The sequence below is a fragment of the Methanococcus voltae genome, from assembly GCF_017875395.1.
Lineage (GTDB): Archaea > AGJL01 > Methanococci > Methanococcales > Methanococcaceae > Methanococcus > Methanococcus voltae_C.
The window spans coordinates 42,666-62,087 of record NZ_JAGGMO010000006.1; the positions used below are offsets into that span (position 1 = coordinate 42,666).

The following is a 19,422-nucleotide window of genomic DNA, read 5'->3' on the forward strand; positions in this document are numbered from 1 at the left end:
TATGCCTATTTTTATTTTATTTTATATTTTTAAGGTTCGTATTATCCATTATAGTATTTTGAATTAACTAATTTAAAAGATTTTAAGAAAATAATTCACATATGGGTTGTTAAATTAATTTTAGCAATTTATTAATTGTTATTTATCAAAGATTAATTAATTTAGATGTTATTTTGTATTTTATTCTATTTTCATTATTTTTTTATATTCTTCATCAAATGTTATTTTAAACACATACGATATATGTGTGAATATAGTGGTCTTGTGGGACACTACCCTCACATATGTTATTTATAATATATCCAAATGTCGAATTAATTTAAAAAAAAAGGTTTAAATACAAGATGTAACTATATATGATTATTATCATATACAACGTAAGTATATATAGTTAACCATTTTTTTATAAAAATAGATTATTAAGCGTATTTAACTTTAAAAATGAATAAATTTGTTTTTTTGAAATATTAAAAAGTTTTAAAAAGTATTATATTAAAATTACATCTTTTGATAGTTTTTTAGCTTTTTCTAAAAATTTTTCGGGTTCCATATTAGGAAAAAGGTCTACAAAACATATATCAATCGAATTGGAGACATTAGACTTATTAATATCAGAATTTATATCGCTAAAATTTAAATTCATAAAGTCCGAATGAATTATTTCAACTCTATTATTTTCAAAGATTTCTTCACCAAAATTTATTTTTAAATTGTACTCTAAATCATAAAGTGCTATTTTATTTATGTCTGAAAAAATGACTTTTTTTGCACCTTTTTTTAAAGCTACCATTCCTAACGTACCACAACCGCAGAAACCATCCAATACCACTTTATCCTTTAAATTTAATCGCTCTATCTTATTTATTTTTGGGTTAAATGGCCTAGGAAATTCAATATGTAATTTTGATTGATTTTTACAGGATATTACACATGTGGATAATGATTTCACCGGGAAGATATCACATCGGAAGTCATCCCCTGCAATTAAATTATTTGTATATTCCGAATTATTTACGGTTTTTATACGCGTGTATTCTTTTTTATCAGTTGAATTTTCGTTTAAATTTGATATAACAGACTTTATTTCTGGTATTTTTATAATTTCGTTTGCACATTCTTTTGATACGTAATTATTCAACAAAACTAAGTCATTTTTTGATAAAACAGGAGCATATTTTAAAGGATAACCTGCTTCAATCATCGGCATACCAACATCTTTTAACGCTATTGTATCTTTAGTTATACCATTTGGTAACTCATTATAGTCTATTATTACATTAGCCACATCTAACATTACGTCATCTATCTGAGCACGCCCACAGTGACAGTTTCGTTTCCTTTCGGTTAAATTAAGATTTTTTATTGGAATAGTCTTTGAAATTGGAGTATTACACTCGTCACACGGTTTATATGACTTTATTTTTTGTATGATTTCGCCCCTCGATATCATAATTTCCCACCCTAAAAAATTAATAAATTAATAAATAAATAATACAAAAAATCAATAATACAAATTAAGTTACATTAAATATTGAATTACTATAATTTTGTAAAAACAGTTATATTTATATTATTAAATAAATCAATTGAGAAACTATATAAATAAAAATAAAATAAAATAAAATAAATCAAAACAAAAAATTATAAAAAAAGTAAAAAAGTAATTATCGGTATTTATTCATAAATTCCGGAATAAAATTGATTGCATCTTTTTTTGTAAGCGTCATAAATCCATTTTTAAGATATTTACGACTTACCATTTCTTTGCCCACCCATTCAGCAAATCTGCGGTCTTGTACTACTACAACCCCATAGTCCTCTTCAGTTCTTATTAATCTACCTATCATTTGGACAACCGTTCTAGACATTATATGGAAAGAAGTCATTAAAAATGCCCGCCAATGTGCATTTGGGACTCTTCTTTGTAATTTATTTTCTATTAAACTTTGCTCTTTATTTAAAAGTGGCGTAGGTACTGGGAACGGTAAACTATCGATTATTACTGCAGTGAGAGCTTCTCCCGGTATATCAACACCTTCGGCGAATCTACCCGTTGCAAGTAACAAACCGCCGTATTTTTCGAAGTCACTTTTTAATTTTTTGGCCTCTTTACCATCCATTCCCTGTTGGTAACAATGTATATTGTTTTTATACCCTTTCATTAAAAAGTAATTGTAAGCTGAATTTAAGTCTCCAAAACTTTTAAAAAGTATTAAGGTGTTACCATTACAAGCTTTTACCAAATTATACAGATTTTCATTAGAATTTTTACGATTTGTTATATTATCATCGCGTGATTTAAATTTCATGTCTACGCCATCTGATAATGCAATTATCTTTCGCCTTTCTTTGGAAAAAGGACTATCTAGTATTAAATTAGTGGTTTTACCCATTCCTGTTTTCATTCCGTGTACATTTAAATCACCCAAGGTAGCAGAACAGTGTATTACTGACGCTCCGTCGTATAAATTCTTCAATATGGAAGATACTAGTACTGGTTCACATAAAACCTTATTTTCGTTTCTATAAATTACGTAGTTACTATTTACGTTTCTTAATCCCATTACATCATCAATAAAGTCCGAAAGTGGCATATCGTTTATTCTTTTTTCAGTTATGAACTGCAACTCTAGAGGAATTAAAGCATTATTCTCTATTTTAAATTTAAAGTCTTTTCTATCTAATTCAACATTTTCTTCAAATTTCTTAATTTTCTTTTGAATATCGCTAATTTCGTAATATCCTTCAAGCAATGTGCCTAAAATTGCTACATCTTCCTTCATTCCGAAAGATGTGATTTTTTCACCATTGTGTACCAAAAATTGTTTGAAATCTTTGTCTTTTCCAAAAGTGTGTACGTAATTTTCTATTATTTCCCAAAATTGTTTATCTGAAGCGCCTTCATCTCCATAACCGTACCTATCAATTGCTTTTCTAATCCTAAGCGGTGCATAGTTATAAGCCATATATCTAAGTCTTCCAAGTGCCATTTTTGGATTAATGGTTATTGTAGCCGAATTCCTAATACTACCCTCTAATTTATGGGCTTCATCTACAATTACTATGTTAGTCTTCTTCTTTTTGTCGATTTCCTCTTTTAAGTAGTAATAGATACTGTTGTTCATAATTACAATATCAGCGTCTAAACAATCTATTTTTACTTTTTGATACTCACAAGCACATATTGGGCAATAATATCTAACGTAATCGTCATTTAATCGTAATTCTTCTTTTTTTGTTCCGCATTCACAAATTGGCTTTCGATTTGGTCTGTACCTACAGTGTCTATTTAATTGGCAGTATAGACGATTTGCTTTGTCCCCTTTTGATTTACAGAAGAAATTACCTTTTCCCATCATAAATGATACTTTTAAATCATGTTTTAATGAATTTAAATCTTCCAATATACGCTCTTGTTGATCTATTGTTTCGGTGAGTATTATAATCCTATTACCCCGTTCTGCGAAATATAACGAAGGTATAAGATATGATAATGTTTTTCCTACCCCCGTAGGTGCTTCAACCACTAAATTTTTATGAATTTTTAAATTAGATGGTTTTGAACCCGATTCGGGTTTGTCATTGGAATTATGATCTTTTGACTTTAAAGCATTATCTAATTCATTTTTCCTATTATTTACAATGCAATTATATATATTTTCCATAAAAGTTATTTGCTGAGGTCTCATACTATTGTACGGGAATTTATCATTAATATATTCCTTAAATTCGTAAAAATCATAATTTTTAGATGAATTGTAAGATTTAGAGCCGTAATCATTGGAATTTTTTGTATATGTATCTAAATTATTGTTATAATTCATTAAATCACCGATAATTAAAATATTGAAATTAGCATATTAATTAAGTTATCAAATAAGCCATTTGCATTAAATAATAAAGTATTATGCAAATGTAGATTAAATAAATATTGAATATATCGTATAAAAATTTGTCTAATTGTTTTAAAATATACATAAAAAGATTTAGATATGAAAATAAAATAATAAAAAAATAAAAGATATTTTATTCGTAGAATTTGATAGTACCATGATATTCGGCCGGATTTGTTTCTACGTAGAGATTACCATCATTAAAGTTTGAAATATGGATATATCCAGAGCCGGTAGTTGATGTTGCTACAAACTTATCATCCATATGCCTGATAGATACTGGCCAAATATCCACAATTACTACATAAACCCAAGTTGGAATAGGTTCTGCAGTAAATTCTACGATGTTTGGTATTAGTGTATCACGTTTCTTAGAAAATACCCTACCATCGCTAGATATGACGTTTCCTTCCACAATAGTGTAGGTTATACCATTGCTATCCACTGCCTTAAACTTGCTATCAACAGGATTCGAAGAATCATAGATTTTACAATGACCCATCCATAATGTTCCAGTGTATGAAGCAGAAGGCGGCCCTAAAGTATCATTAGTATTATTGGTGTTATTTGTCGGAGGTGTTGGTATATCACCACCTGGATTTGTATTATTTGTATTATTTGTATTATTTACAGGATTCTCGATAGTATCATTATTAGAGATTAAATCATCTGTTTGATTAAAAAAACCGTCGACAAATTTCGTGCTATTTACTGGAGCCATAGATTCCTTAACTCCTGAAACATAAGTATAACCTGCTATAGACGCCACAGCAATCGCTACAACCACCAATACTATAATTTCAAGAGATATTTGTCCTCGTTTCAAATTAACCCTCTTAAAATGTAATAATTTATAAAATATAATGTATGAATATACGAACATATAACAATCATATTAAAAATATACAATGTTTATCAAAATACGTAATTAGTAAATTAGTAGTATGTTAACAATTAAATATTTATGATTCCAACTTATTTTACTTTATTAAAAATATTATATATAACTTATCATATAAACCTTTAAAAATATAAAAAACTAGAAAAATTAAAAAATTAGAATATTTAAAAATAAAGTAAAAAAGATAATAAAAATAAAATATAATAAAATAAAAATATAATAAAAATATAATAAAAATATATGGCTGGTAAATTAATCTAAAAAATTGTTTTCAACATTCTTATATTCGCTGTACTTTACAAAATACTGTTCAATCTCTTCAGATTTAATGGTGTAAAGATATTCTTTTAATAGCTCATATACACCCAATAACTTATCTTGAGGAGCTTTCTCGAAAATTTCCTTGGATAAGCATATTGAAGCCATTAAATCCTTATATATTAATCTATTGCCTTTAAACGTTAAATGAATTTGATATTCCCGTTTATCCTTTTCAGACCGCGATTTACACACGTAGCCTTTTTTATGCAATCTATGGTACATTTCCGTTACAGAAGAATTCGCAACGTTCATATGTTTTGCAATATCTGAAAAAGAAGGACTATTTAACGTATTTATTGCATATAAATAATCCAACTGTATTATTGTAAGCTTCGAATACTCTTCTTCAATATTTGGAAAATTTTTTTTAGATATTTCAATTTGTCGACCCATTAGCATATGCAAAAATATTCCAAAATCTTCCACCATTGATTCGTGAACCGTAACATTATAATTAACATCTTTAATAACCTTATTTTCTTCGGTTATGAGTTTATTATTTTTAGCCGTATTATCCCACTTTTAATTTTTTAAATAATTTTAAATAATTTTAAATAATATAACCATTTGATTCATCATATATTTAACACATATTTAATTAATATATAATCATATACTCATTTGTTATTTAACGTTTTAGTTATATGTTTTAGTCATAGATATGGTTATCGTACCATTTATTTTTTATTTCCGTCACTTAATGAACTAAATTATCTATAAGTAGGAATAATATAGGTTTTTTTACAAACCAAAATATTATGTAAGACATTGTAATAAATAACATAAATGGAATGTGAGGCGTAACCCATACTTTTTTGTCATAGCCTTGTGTATTTTGCAATAGTGCGTTATCATAGCTAAGTTTATGCTTCATGCTAGTTGATAGTTCGCCAATTTCTGAAATATCAATATAATTTTCGTTATTTCTATGTATCGTATTATTATCTTCATTGAAATTTGTTTCATTTTCGATATTTGAATCAAAATTTTCTAATCTATTTGTATTGTTAAGACTATTTAAATTACTTAAATTATTCATGTATGGATTTTTAGCCTTATTTTTAAATCCTGCGTTTATCAAAGACTTCTTATCGTAACATGTTACATTATCCGTAGGCTTTATATCCTTCTCGCTTTTTTTAATAGATGTTGCCAACCTTGCAAAACTTTGTAAGTTAAGGTCGTCATAATCAGACGGATCATTTTTGTAATTTGCAATTAGGAAATAGATAGGAATAGGGATTACAAAAAGCACAGAATCCAAAAATATTGATGAAGAAATAAGGAAACCTCCCAAATAGGATAACCCTATTAAATACTTTGTTTCTTGTCCATCCATCAAATTACCATGGTAAAGTGCCAAAGCAATAAAGTAATACATTATTAACGATAATGCGTAATACGAACCGGATATTACAAAAGACGTAATAAATAAAAGTATACCCAAATTTGCAAGTATTTTGGTGTGACTTTTCATGTAATTTGCAATTGTTAATACCAATATTCCTAAAAATTCAATACTGTTAAAGTGAATTATAGCGCCTAAATAAAGCATGGATATCCAAAAGATATCATAAAATTTCTTTCCTCTTAATTCAAAGTATAGTCCTGCAATTATGCAAAAAAAACCATAAATATATTCTATGCTCATAGTATCATCATTTTTGGGGATAATTCAATAATCTATATTTATTTATACTTATTCGTAAGTTTTCATTTTTAATTTATTTTAATTTATTTTAATTTATGATTATATCTGCTAAAGTTATCATGTTACATTATAATAAATATATGCTAAAGTTATATTCAACTTTAAATTGTTTAAATTGTTTAAAATAGTTAATATATCTAAAGTAATTAAAATAATTACGAAATATTCTTTTTTTGTATTATGATTATTATTCGAGGATATTACTTTATAAATGTATTATAATATTATGTATCTAGGACTATATATAGTTTTAATTGTATCATAACTATTAATTAAATTAAAAAAATTAAAACCTTTAAATTCTAAAATATCTAAAAAATATTAATTAAAAATTAATTAGGATTTTAAATACCCGTTTTTTATATTGTTGTTATGTTTGCATTCGATAGTCTAATATATGGCGTAGGTAATATATATTATCATAAATATATATCATATTAATTATAGTGAATTTATGTTACAAGGTGATACTTTGAGACGAGGACAAATATCTCTTGAAATGATAATTATTACCTTGGTTGTATTAGGTTCTGTATCAATATTAGGATATACATACATTAATGGAGTTGAAGAAACATCTGCCATCTTAGCCAATACCTCTGTAATAAGTGGTTATTCCGTGGGTGGCCCCAGTAACTCTAGTAATATAGATACTGGAGACCCTAATGAAACCGATGATAATGATGAAGATTCTGACTTAGATCCAAAAGAAAAATATGAAGGTCAGATACGAATTAAAAATTGTTTAATATATAGCCCCCTTTCGTCAAATTCTAATTTCCAAGCGACAGATACTTATGGTGTCATTTATACGATACAAGATGGGGATTTAATAGCTAGTGATGGTTCGTCAATTAGGTATTTTGGTAATCATTACATACTTTATGATATTAAAAAAATATCCTTAGATCCATTATACAATAAAAATTACCAAATTGCAATAAATAACAAAAAACTAAAGGATTACCAAGAAAGAAGTTTTGAAGCCACTACTTACTCAGAAGATGGAATCTTACATATTAAAGTATTCAATAACGGAGATATTATATTGTATACTTTACCGCATGATTATGATGGAATACTTGAATTCCAAGAATAAAAACTTTTAAATTCTATTTTTTTAACTATTAAATAGTTAAAATTAAATTTAAAATCATTATATTTGATTATTTTTTTAATATAAGTGATATTATCCAATATATAATTTTAAATTAAACATTTTGCCATTTAACTTACTTAATTCATATTATTTTTATTATTTTTTCCAAATTTTTTTATTTAGATAGGTATTTATACCGAAAAGTCTTATCTTAGTACTATTATTTAGGGATTACCTAAATATTAATTTACATTAGTAAGAAATTACTTTACACACAGGTGAACTTATGACTAATTACGACTTGAATACTACACCGATTCCCAAATTAATAGCTCGGTATAGTATCCCCGCGATAATTGGATTCGTAATTAATGGAGTATATACCATTATAGACGGTATATTTATAGGTCATTGGGTGGGTTCTGAAGCTATTGCGAGCATTACACTCTCGTTCCCGATAAAATTAATGATATTGTCTTTTGCAATTATGATTGGAGTAGGAGCTTCTGCACATATATCTATTAGTTTGGGCAAACAGAACCCTAAAAAAGCTGAGGAAATATTTAAAAATGCTTTTTGTATTTTATTACTCTTAGGCGTAGTCCTAACAGTTGTTGGATTATTGGCAATAGAACCATTACTATCGAGCTTCGGAGTCGAAGGAAATTTATTGAATTTATCGTTAACTTACTTAGGCATTGCACTTATTGGTTCAATGGGTTCATTATTTAACGTCGGACTCGAACCCATCATTAGAAACGATGGATTCCCACAAAAAGCTATGAAAGTAATGATTATATGTGCCTTAGTAAATATCGTATTTGATGCATTGTTTATAATTGTATTTCAATGGGGGGTTGCAGGTGCAGCAATTGCCACATTGATGGGGGAAACACTCGGAGCAATAATATTTTTGCATCACTTTATAACAAAAAAATCTAACTTAAAAATAGAAAATTTAGGTTATCGAGTGAAAAATATACTTAATTTTAAAACATACGACAAAAATATTTTAAAATTAGTACTTTTAACCGGTATATCGCCATTTGTAATGGAATTTTCTTCTGCAATCGTTTCTTTGGTTTACAGTACCCAATTCTTAAAATATGGCGGTTCTTTGTACGTTTCCGCATTCGGTATTGTTATATACTTATTTATAATCCTATTTATGACTGTTATGGGATTATGTAGTGGTGTACAGCCACTTATAAGTTATAACTATGGGGCTAAACGATTTGACAAGGTAAAAGAGATATTAAAAATCACAGGGGCGTTATCTGCCGTTATAGGTATAATTTCGTTTATACTATACAACCTATTCCCTACGTATTTAATTAACATATTTAATTCCACGGACATGGCGTTAATTGAAACTGCTACGACAGGATTAAGCATATTTTCATTTGCTACATTAGTATTGGGGCCAGTATTCTTAATAATCATCTATTTCCAATCTGTAGGGGATAGTAAAGTAGCCAATACATTAGCAATATTCAAATCTTTTGGATTTGTACTGCCTTTATTATATATATTACCAATGTACTGGGGCGTTATAGGTGTATGGTATGCAGAACCGCTTTCTGGACTATTAACATTGATTACAGGTTCTTTCTTTATACATAGAGCCTTTAAATACCAGTTAAAAGAAAAATAATAATTAAAATAATAATTAAAATAATAATTAAAATAATAATTAAAATAGTAAATAAATAAAATATACCAAAATAGGATAAATTTAGAGTTTGAATATAATACTTAAAATAACTCTAAAAATTTTTTATTTTTTTTCATTAAATATTTTTGGTGATATTCTTCAGCCTTATAAAATTCTCCAGCTTTTCTAATTCGTGTAACAATCTTTTTATCGATTTTCATGTCCTTAAGGGTGTCTTGCATTTTTCTTAAAGACTTTTTAGCTAATTTATACTGTTTTTCCGTCGTGTAAAATATTGTAGATGCGTATTGCTCGCCTCTATCCCATCCTTGCCGATTTAGGGTGGTGGGGTCGTGATTAATCCAAAATGTATCTAATAAATCCCCGTAATTGACTATGTTTATATCATAAATTATGGTAACTACTTCGATATGTCCTGTGTCACCTTTGCATACTTCTTCATAAGTCGGGTATTTGGTTTTACCGCCCATGTATCCTACTTCAGTATCTAAAACTCCCTCAACAGTTCTAAATAATTCCTCGGAACCCCAAAAACAGCCCATTCCAAATATTGCAATATCATAATTCGGATTACTTATTTTTAAGTTAGTTTCAACACCCATATAATCACCCGCACCATGTGTATATTAACAACTTAACAAGATAGGTATTGGCTAAATAAATTAATTATGTGGATTAAGTTAATTTAAGTATATTATATTAAATTAAGTATAAATTAAGTTATATTCAAAATAATGGATGTACTTAAAATTAATTAGTATATATTCATATATATATTTATGAATCCATACTTATAAATAGATATTTTTAGCTAAATTGGACAACCTTAATACTTACAATACTTTATCCGTAATAATGTACATATAAATAACTTAGACAATAAATAATTATTATCTATAAAACTAATTTAACTTTATTTAATTCATTATTTAATTCAATTTAAGATATTTGATATTTGATATTTGATATTGATTTAAAATAGGGGTGAAAATTTGAACAATGATGTTGATAGTGGTAAAATTAAGGAATACGATGAAAATGATAAATTAATCGAGATTAACGAAAATAATAACGAGGATAAATGTAATAAAGATACTAAAGATAATATAGATAATAAGGATAATGCGGATAATTTGGATAATTTGGATAAAGATACGGAAACTATTGAAAAAATGCAACCAATAAAAACAAAACCAAACACTGTTGAAGATTTAGCTAAAATCAAAGAAGAAATAAAAAGTAGCCTCAAAGAAGAAATAAATGTCATATATTACTTTTCGGGCACCGGTAATTCTTATTATGTTGCAAGAGAGCTCGCTAAAGTACTTTCAAACAAAAATAACGGCAATGAGGATGAAAATAGTAAAGCTAATAACACTAACACCAAAATTATTCCCATTGCAAATGAGATAAAAAAAGAGCAAATAACCTGTGGTTCCGATAAAATCATATTTGTATACCCAGTTTATGGTTTTGGAGTACCCGAAATAGTTGAAAGGTTCATAAAACGTTTAAATATCGAAAGAAACCCTAAAATATATAGTATAGCCACTTGCGGAAAAATGGCAGGAGGTGTCCATTACCACGTAGATAAATTGTTAAAAGAGAAAAAACAACAATTAAATGCAGGTTATACGATTCAAATGCCTAGTAATTATATTTTAGCGTTTAATGCACCCGCCCAATCTAAAATAATAGAAATTTTAGATGATACGGACATAAGAATCAAAGAATTAGGAACTTTAATACAATCTAATGAAAAAAATGATGCAATGGACTCACTAATTGCTAAAATATCAACTGGAGCATTCTATCCATTCTGGAAAAAGAGCCTGTATAAATTTGATGAAAAGTTCAAAATATCAAAAGCTTGTAATCTTTGTGGCACCTGTGTTGAAATCTGCCCGGTTAATAATATAGAGATAGTAGATAACGAAAAATTGGAAAATAACGATAGAATAATCTATAAACATAAATGTCAAGAATGTATGGGTTGTATACAGACTTGCCCAACTCGTGCTATTATATATGGAAAGAGTGCTAAGAGAAAAAGCTACTTTAACCCACGAGTTGAGATTAAGGAGTTAATTGAAGCCAATAACGGGATAATAAAGCATTAAGACATTAAAATATATTATATTTTATTTTATTTTTTTAAATTTGAAATCATATTATAAATGTTACTATTAGTATTATTATTAGTATTGTGTCATTATAGGGGGTTGGCTATCATGGGATTTACTAAAAATTTGAAAAAAATGTATTTAAATGGTCAAATGGGTGTTAATGACGAAAATATGGAAGAATTAAACAAAATATATAATATAATTAATTTAAATAATAACCATAATCATGATGCTCCCAAAAATAGCATGTATGACAAGGCAATTTTATCAAATATCTTGGAATTTCAAAATTTAAATATCGAATACACCTTTGAAAGGGGAATAGTATTTGCAATTATTACGATACTATTTTTGGGGCTTGCAAGTATCTCGATTACCAATATACTAACCATTATTTCCGCACTATTACTTGGAATTTATGGCAGTCTATTGTATCCAGTATATTCGATTATGTTCTTACTATTGGTATTGTATCTAGCTTATACGAATAATTTGTACAATAAATTTATAGTTGGTATATTTATCGCTTCAATATTGTTCAATTACTATTTGTATTATATATTTGGATTTTTGGACTCAGTAGTCCTTTATTCTGCCTGTATTGGAGGTATATTGGCAATAATGACTTATGTATATCTCAAATATAGGTTAATTTCAAGAGATAAAATATTAGCATACCATACTATAAAATCACTATTTAAGCTAAATTTACCTATTGAAAGTAGTTTACGATATAAAGTAGCCATTTGCAGAGAATATGCAAAAATAACTGCGATGTTATTGAATAAAGCAGGTTTTAAAGATATATATTACTTTACGATAATTGGACACGTTGCAACCGGCTTAAAATTAAATAATAAATACTATGTATTAGACCAAAGGCTACCCATACTATCATTAAATGATTGGTTATATAAGGTCGGTCGTAAAAATGTAGACGCTTATAAGTTAAAATTTATAGACGTTACTGATTTAAACAATATGAACCATATGAACCGTAATTTGGATTCTAAAAATCCGAATCATGACGAATATTTGAAAATAGAATTAGAAGACATAAATACGATTTATAGAGATTATGACCATGATGCAAATTTATATCGAGAATTAAATTATGATGATATGTCAAATAAGCTTTTAAAATTATTAAATTGTAATCCAAAACCAATTTTAAATAAAAAGCCAGATTTTAACATTACCTTGAAGTACTATATTCGTGAAATTGATGAGGTTATAGAATACAGCATTTTAAGAATGCTTTATTTGGAAATTGGGAAAAAATTTGGAAGTAACATCTCTAAAATATCAAATATCGAAATATTTAAGAGTGAAATCAATAAAAATGAATTATTAATCAACATATGGATTAATAATAAAGATTATACCGAATAAAAAAAGAAATAATATTATTTTTTTAATTTCTAATTTATAAATTATAAATTATAGTTTATAAATTATAGTTTATAAATTATATATTATAGATTATATATTATGGTTTATATTTTATATTTTATCTTTTTTGGCGTTGAATTCTTTGTTTTAAGATACATGGACCGCCCCTATTTCCACCGATTGGGTGTTTTGGGGTTCCTAAACAATTCATACATCTTGCCATTACGCCTGCACCCAGTGCTAAACCATCCTCAACAAATACGACGTGGTCGTTTGGTTCATCCCATATGTTCAAAGATTTTAGCATTTCGATTAAAACCTCAGGTTTTTCCCCGGTTATACCTGCCCTTCCAGTTATACCTACTGCAGACTTTTCATTAACTAAACCATTGTCTTTAGCAATTTTTATGACCCTACAAGCCACTCTAGCAGATACTAAATCCAAACAGTAAAGTAATGTGTTAATATTTGATTTTTCGTATAATTCTTTACCAATGGATTCTAATTTTATTAAATCACTACCGTTTTCCCCTACATCACACCCGATTAAGTAAGTACCTGCTTTTTCAGCGGCTTCTGTATCCAATGGTACTGTACCGTATCTTGTACGCCCCATAGGTACACGTTCAACGCTTACAATTTCATGAACTTTGTCAGAGTATTCTTTTGCTAGTTGTTTATTTACTTTACCAGTTTTATTTTTGATATCTAAAACGGCTCCACCTTTTTTACTTACGAGTCCAGTACCCCGAACAAGTGCGTCAGGAATGGCGCCCGCTAAACCACATAAATTACCGACAACTTTTGCATAAGGTAATTCATCATTTATAACCCTACCTGCGAGTGTGGTACCGAAATCAATGGATATACATGGGTTTCTAAAGTCCACATTTGTCCATTTTGAACCAGATTTTAAACCTGCAGTTACCAATTCCCCTTCCATCTCGTTTGCTACGGCTTCCTTACCTTTTGGAGGTACTACACCAGTTACTGCACCATCAAACATTACTTTATCAACTAAACAGTAATCCTGCAATTTTTCTGGGAGTTGCTTTTTAGTCATGATTGGGGTCATCTTTGAATTTGGAATTCCTGCGTTTCTGCAACCTTCGGCAAGTGCAACTATCATATTTCCAACTTCCTCAGGAGATGCAAAGCCTGCAGTAACCCCGGTACTTCTAACTACGAAATGAATATCGTCAGGTGTTAAATGCGCCTTTTCTAAAGCTCCTAGTAATACATCCCTAACCATATCGGATACAGCTTCTTTGGTTAATTCTATGCCCCAAATTGTAGTACCGAATACATTTTCGCCTTTATTAGGGCCTCTTACGTCCCTGGTCATTCTTACATCTTTACTTACTAAGTAGGTAATACCTTCTTCCATATCCGTTGCTGTTATAATCGCTTTGGTGGTCGTATTACCTAATTCAACAGAAGCTACAACATAATAAGGTTTTACGTGTTGATTTGGACCCACTTGTCGGGGATTTAAGTCCATTAAATCAACTGTTTTAGACATTGAGTAATTTACTTTTTTAGATTTGTTAAATATGGATTTTATAGAGTCCATAATACCCATAGTATCACTTCCAAATACCGCTATATAGAAAATAAAATAATTAGAAAATTCTTAATTCTTAATTCTTAATTAATCGTACATAATCAAATAAGGTATACTTAATAATTTATATTTAAGTATATACTTAAACGACAATAATATATAATAACATAATAAAATAGGTTTAAAAAGTATAAATATCTATTTAATTTAATTTTAAAATAGTTACATTAAAAATCTTAAATTAAAAATCTTAAAATATTGCCGATTTATAAAATTAGAGGGCGATGAATAAATTTAATTCAATAGATTTATATACGATAAGCTACAGGAATATATTTGCACATATGTGTAAAACATTTTGAAATACTCCAAAATGGGATACATATTTGTGTATGCTATAAATCTATAAGTATGGTAACTATATATACTTATATAATATGCGACACCCAAAACAATTAAATAATTTTAGAGACGTAAAATAATAAATACCTAATTATTAAAGAGAGAACTTAAAACTGCTTTTGCAAAATTATTAACTATCTAATAGCATAATAATACCTCAATATCTATATGCTATATCTTAAATTATGTACTTAAATTAATGTATTATGTAAATATACTTAATGTATTTTGAGTTATATATTGTACTATGTATGTCTGTATAGTCTATTCTATTTTATTTTAATTTTTTTTATTAGTTAATTAAATTAATCAATAATTAGCTAGTTAAATTAGTTAATTAATTAGTTAATTAAGTAGTTAATTAAGTAGTTAACTTAAGGGTAGTTAATTTATCACCTGATTTATTACTTGTTTTTGATTTATTACTTGTTTTATATTTGTTTAACATTGTATGACTATTTTAATTTTATATAGTATAATTACATATTATATATCAAATTACGAATTATGAATTACGAATACAAATAATAATTAAAATTTAAAGATGAGATAACATGAATAAAGAACTAAAAAACGAAAATGATGACGTAGAAAATTCAGAAGATGTAAATGGGGATATAGATATTTCCAAATTAAATATAATTGACGAAGAACTTTTAAATTCCTCTTTAGAAGGTATTTCCTACAAAAAATCTTTAGAATTATGGGATTTAGATTTAGATGTGTTATTGAATACAACAAATAATTTAAAAATTATCTGTGGAAACAGTAAAAAGCCAAAAATGGATTTATGTTCGATAATAAATGCAAAATCTGGCAAATGTACACAAAATTGTTCATTTTGTGCTCAATCTATCCATAATACCTGTGAGATAGATGAATATGGATTAAAAACCCCTCGGGAAATAGTAAAAAACGCAAAAGGAATGAAACAATACTGTAACAGATACTCGATAGTTACGAGTGGTAAAAAGGTATCTGACGAAGAATTTGAAACAATTCTCGAAACATTAGTAAGCATACAGAAAGAAACAGGATTAAAAACTTGTGCGTCATTAGGTATACTCTCAAAAGATCAAATAAAAGCTTTTGCAGAAAACGATATACGATTACATAATAACTTAGAAACTTCAAAAGAGTACTTTGATAAAATTTGTACCACCCATGGCTATGAAGATAAGTACGAAGTTACGAAAAAAGCCAAAAAATACGGGGTTAGCGTATGTAGTGGCGGTATTTTTGGTCTTGGCGAATCTAAAAAGGATAGACATAGTATGATATATGATTTAAAGGAACTTGGTGTAGATAGTATAGCATTAAACTTGTTAAATCCTATTAAAGGTACTAAAAACTATGAATTAATAGATAATAAAGTTTATACGCCAATTGGGGTTATAGAAGCATTGAAATCCATTGCAATTGCGAAAATAATTTACCCGCAAAGTAGTGTAAGGCTATGTGGCGGTAGAGAACATGTCTTAAGAGATTTGCAAAATTTAGCATTTTATTCGCTTGACGGTCTTATGGTGGGTAATTATTTAACCACTGACGGTCAAAGTCCAGATAAGGATATAAAAATGTTAAAAGAAATGGGTTTTGAGATTTAATAGTGATTAATATCCAATAATCAACAAAAAACTAAGTGAAAATAAAAAAAAAATTTAATTTATTTATTTATTTATTTATTTTATAGCATTATTTTATAATATTAGTTTATAATATTAGTTTATAGCATTATTTTATTCCATAATATTAATTTTTTATTTTTTATTTATTTTATTTATTTATTTTATTTATTTTTACCATTCTTAAGTTTCATAGAATAGTAGCGAACCATAAAAGTCGTGCGGTAGTGTGTAAATATAAACACCGTATTGCGGGTATATTTTAACATCCACCGTACCATCTTCGTTTATTGCAGTGGCTAAATACCTATTTGTACCATAATCGTCGACTAAATCCGTGTTATTTAATTTTAACACATAATTAGCTTGAGGTAATGGTTGATTAACGTTATCTATTGGTTTTACCATGAAATATTTAATATTATGCAATCTGTAAACTACACCCGTACTGCCCGGAACACTTGTATCGTTTCCTATTAATTCCGGCTGAATGGTTCCGTTACTCTGGACTAAACCATCACTATTTAATGTATATGCAACACCGTTTGTATCTACGGCCATAAAACCCGATTCATAAGCAGTTTGTGGGTTCGAAGGGTCGTAAATCCAACACGCACCTATACGCACATTACCAACTAAGGGACCCAAAACGGTTTTATTTGTAGCATTTTGAACGTCTCCGGTTGAATAACCACCTAAAATATCAATATTGCTTAAAATTCCCGAGCTTTCGGCAACGTCATTTAAAAATATATATGCCAAAATTGATGCAGAAAGTAATATGACCAATAGTAGCAGTATTAACTCCAAAGATATTTGCCCCTTTTTGGATTTTTTTAATAGATTTAGTTTCAAAATGTCACCCCTAAAATATTATAACATTTTTAAGGTTTTTAAGGTTTTTAAAGTCTTATAACGTAATTTTTTCAACTTAATGAGGCGTTATGTAGATTGAAATTTAAAAATAGTTACTATTAATTTATAATATTTGGTCGTTGATATTATCTATATATTATCCATTATATTACCTACATATTGATTGTATTTCTAGGAAATATAGTTAATTTGATTTTTTATTCTATGATATTATTTATAAAATTATTACTATATTAAGTAAGTAGATTAATTTTTACAAAAAAACAAAGCAAAATATCGATAGTTTGTAACTTAAAAAATAATTTAAAATAATTTAAAGTAACTAAAAATATAGTTATATAGTAATAATACATAATAATAACCTTAAATAGCACTTTCAAAATAATTTAAAGTAACTAAAAAAATAAAACACGTGACCAATATGGATAAGACCACTAATAAAATTAATAATAATACCACTACAAACGGGAAAAAATTAGGAATTTTTACACTTACGGGACTTATTATAGGTCCATTACTAGGCTCGGGAATCGTAATAATGCCCCCATTAGTTTATGAAACACTCGGGGATTACTCCGTTTTTGGTTGGATATTTATGATGATACTAAGTGGAATTTTTGCATATATTGCAAGTAAATTATGTATATTATTCCCTGGAGACTCCGGTTTAGCGGATGTTGTTGAATATTCTTTTGGAAAATCATTTAGGAATTTAACAGCTACATATTTGATAGTTTCAGCATTTTTGGGACCTGTTATAATACTTATGGTTTCAGGCGAGTACCTATCAGCTTTAATTTCAAACTGGGGCTTGTCCCTACCACCTGAGTTTTATGCACTGTTATTGCTTTCTTTAGCGTTTATAACCCTTTTAAAAGATATTGCACAGGTCGGTAAGATTTCTACGATATTATCTAGTATTATAACTGTAGTATTGTTAGCAGGAGGGTTGTTCACAATTGCATTCTATCGAAAGGACCCAGTATTTGTACCTACAGCAATAACGAGCTATGATATAGGTCATTCGTTCTTAATAATGTTCTGGTCAATTTTAGGATGGGAAATTTTAGGAAATTATAGCTTAGAAGTAGAGCACCCTAAAAAAATAATACCAAAATCGGCTTTATTGGCGGTTTTAATTGTTTCATTAGTTTATGTCGTTGTTTCATTTGCGATACAAACCATAGACACGAATTTAGTAAATCCTCCAAATATGGTTTCTATGCTATCGGTGATTTTATATCCCCTATTCGGCGATAGTGCAAATGCTTTATTGACAATAACCGTTACAGGGCTTTGCTTCTGCTCATATATGATGATAATAGGTGGAGTTAGTAGATTAATAACTTCTCAAGCGTTAAATGGGGCTTTCCCTAGTTTTTTGTGCAAACCATTGTCCTTGCGGAATGAAACAAATGTCCCAGTAGGCGGTATTGGATTTTTGTTTATTGCGAATATAGTGACAATAGGAATACTTGCTTTCAATTTATTAAGCTTAACAGACATAATTACGATGACAAACGCCTTTTTAATTGGTAATGCCTTGTTGTCATTATTAGCATCTATAAAAGTATTTAAAAATAGCCTTCCACGATTTGGTGCAATATTAATTTCCATTTGCTTCTTTATTATGCTAATGTACTCATCGCAATGGGTTTTGGGTATTTTAAGCTTGTTTTTAATAGTTGCATTAATTAATTGGTATTTGGATAGAAAAAATAATTAACTAAAAAAATAAAAATAAAAATTTAATAAAATAAAATATTAAAAATAAAAAACTAATATTATAAAATAATGCTATAAAATAAATAAATAAATAAATTAAATTTAGATTAAT

Annotated in this window: 14 protein-coding genes; 6 read left to right on the plus strand and 8 right to left on the minus strand. The window is 27.9% G+C overall.

Annotated features, from left to right (window positions below; all coding sequences use genetic code 11):
• Positions 1-487: 487 nt before the first annotated feature.
• From J2127_RS06845 to J2127_RS06865, 5 genes are all read right to left on the minus strand, one after another.
• Positions 488-1,450, minus strand: a complete 963-nt coding sequence (locus J2127_RS06845; RefSeq protein ID WP_209732825.1) for an RsmD family RNA methyltransferase — start codon at positions 1,448-1,450, stop codon at positions 488-490.
• A gap of 214 nt (positions 1,451-1,664) precedes the next feature.
• Positions 1,665-3,689 (minus strand): ATP-dependent DNA helicase, encoded by a 2,025-nt coding sequence (locus tag J2127_RS06850; RefSeq protein WP_209732884.1) that lies wholly within the window; start codon positions 3,687-3,689, stop codon positions 1,665-1,667.
• Positions 3,690-4,026: 337 nt separating this feature from the next.
• On the minus strand, positions 4,027-4,719 hold the full coding sequence (locus J2127_RS06855) for a class III signal peptide-containing protein (protein ID WP_209732826.1): 693 nt from the start codon (positions 4,717-4,719) through the stop codon (positions 4,027-4,029).
• A gap of 327 nt (positions 4,720-5,046) precedes the next feature.
• Entirely contained in the window at positions 5,047-5,544 is a 498-nt protein-coding gene (locus J2127_RS06860) for a MarR family transcriptional regulator (RefSeq protein ID WP_209732827.1), read from the minus strand.
• Positions 5,545-5,812: 268 nt separating this feature from the next.
• Positions 5,813-6,766 carry a hypothetical protein gene (locus J2127_RS06865; protein ID WP_209732828.1) on the minus strand — a complete coding sequence of 318 codons (954 nt, stop codon included), beginning with the start codon at positions 6,764-6,766 and terminating at the stop codon, positions 5,813-5,815.
• Between the two features lie 514 nt (positions 6,767-7,280).
• On the opposite strand from J2127_RS06865, the gene J2127_RS06870 reads away from it, so the two are divergent.
• Together J2127_RS06870 and J2127_RS06875 are read left to right on the plus strand one after the other, a co-directional pair.
• Positions 7,281-7,925, plus strand: coding sequence for a class III signal peptide-containing protein (locus J2127_RS06870; RefSeq protein ID WP_209732829.1), 645 nt, complete (start codon positions 7,281-7,283; stop codon positions 7,923-7,925).
• A 286-nt stretch (positions 7,926-8,211) separates the two neighbouring features.
• Complete coding sequence (locus tag J2127_RS06875) at positions 8,212-9,579, plus strand: MATE family efflux transporter (RefSeq protein WP_209732830.1); 1,368 nt, start codon at positions 8,212-8,214, stop codon at positions 9,577-9,579.
• A 101-nt stretch (positions 9,580-9,680) separates the two neighbouring features.
• Here J2127_RS06875 and msrA read toward each other — a convergent pair whose 3' ends face one another.
• Positions 9,681-10,202 carry a peptide-methionine (S)-S-oxide reductase MsrA gene (gene msrA, locus J2127_RS06880; protein WP_209732831.1) on the minus strand — a complete coding sequence of 174 codons (522 nt, stop codon included), beginning with the start codon at positions 10,200-10,202 and terminating at the stop codon, positions 9,681-9,683.
• A gap of 390 nt (positions 10,203-10,592) precedes the next feature.
• Between msrA and J2127_RS06885 the strand changes: the two genes are divergently transcribed.
• Positions 10,593-11,720, plus strand: a complete 1,128-nt coding sequence (locus tag J2127_RS06885) for an EFR1 family ferrodoxin (protein ID WP_209732832.1) — start codon at positions 10,593-10,595, stop codon at positions 11,718-11,720.
• A gap of 111 nt (positions 11,721-11,831) precedes the next feature.
• On the plus strand, positions 11,832-13,118 hold the full coding sequence (locus J2127_RS06890) for a transglutaminase-like domain-containing protein (RefSeq protein WP_209732833.1): 1,287 nt from the start codon (positions 11,832-11,834) through the stop codon (positions 13,116-13,118).
• 118 nt (positions 13,119-13,236) lie between these two features.
• Here the strand turns inward: J2127_RS06890 and J2127_RS06895 are convergent, their stop codons facing one another.
• The gene (locus J2127_RS06895) at positions 13,237-14,700 is read right to left on the minus strand and encodes a methanogenesis marker 14 protein (RefSeq protein WP_209732834.1); all 1,464 of its coding nucleotides are present in this window, start codon (positions 14,698-14,700) and stop codon (positions 13,237-13,239) included.
• Positions 14,701-15,638: 938 nt separating this feature from the next.
• On the opposite strand from J2127_RS06895, the gene bioB reads away from it, so the two are divergent.
• Entirely contained in the window at positions 15,639-16,691 is a 1,053-nt protein-coding gene (gene bioB / locus J2127_RS06900; protein WP_245326504.1) for a biotin synthase BioB, read from the plus strand.
• Between the two features lie 201 nt (positions 16,692-16,892).
• On the opposite strand, the gene J2127_RS06905 is transcribed toward bioB, so the two are convergent.
• A complete protein-coding gene (locus J2127_RS06905; protein ID WP_209732835.1) occupies positions 16,893-17,564 on the minus strand; it encodes a class III signal peptide-containing protein in 672 nt (223 codons plus the stop codon).
• 442 nt (positions 17,565-18,006) lie between these two features.
• Between J2127_RS06905 and J2127_RS06910 the strand changes: the two genes are divergently transcribed.
• Entirely contained in the window at positions 18,007-19,311 is a 1,305-nt protein-coding gene (locus J2127_RS06910; protein WP_209732836.1) for an APC family permease, read from the plus strand.
• Positions 19,312-19,422: the final 111 nt, after the last annotated feature.

Excerpts from the sequence above, each read along its gene's own strand:
- J2127_RS06845 (WP_209732825.1), bottom strand. The coding sequence starts at position 1,450 with ATGATATCGAGGGGCGAAATCATACAAAAAATAAAGTCATATAAACCG.
- J2127_RS06850 (WP_209732884.1), bottom strand. The coding sequence starts at position 3,689 with ATGAGACCTCAGCAAATAACTTTTATGGAAAATATATATAATTGCATT.
- J2127_RS06860 (WP_209732827.1), bottom strand. The coding sequence starts at position 5,544 with ATGGTGGAAGATTTTGGAATATTTTTGCATATGCTAATGGGTCGACAA.
- J2127_RS06865 (WP_209732828.1), bottom strand. The coding sequence starts at position 6,766 with ATGAGCATAGAATATATTTATGGTTTTTTTTGCATAATTGCAGGACTA.
- J2127_RS06870 (WP_209732829.1), top strand. The coding sequence starts at position 7,281 with ATGTTACAAGGTGATACTTTGAGACGAGGACAAATATCTCTTGAAATG.
- J2127_RS06875 (WP_209732830.1), top strand. The coding sequence starts at position 8,212 with ATGACTAATTACGACTTGAATACTACACCGATTCCCAAATTAATAGCT.
- msrA (WP_209732831.1), bottom strand. The coding sequence starts at position 10,202 with ATGGGTGTTGAAACTAACTTAAAAATAAGTAATCCGAATTATGATATT.
- J2127_RS06890 (WP_209732833.1), top strand. The coding sequence starts at position 11,832 with ATGGGATTTACTAAAAATTTGAAAAAAATGTATTTAAATGGTCAAATG.
- J2127_RS06895 (WP_209732834.1), bottom strand. The coding sequence starts at position 14,700 with ATGGGTATTATGGACTCTATAAAATCCATATTTAACAAATCTAAAAAA.
- bioB (WP_245326504.1), top strand. The coding sequence starts at position 15,639 with ATGAATAAAGAACTAAAAAACGAAAATGATGACGTAGAAAATTCAGAA.
- J2127_RS06910 (WP_209732836.1), top strand. The coding sequence starts at position 18,007 with ATGGATAAGACCACTAATAAAATTAATAATAATACCACTACAAACGGG.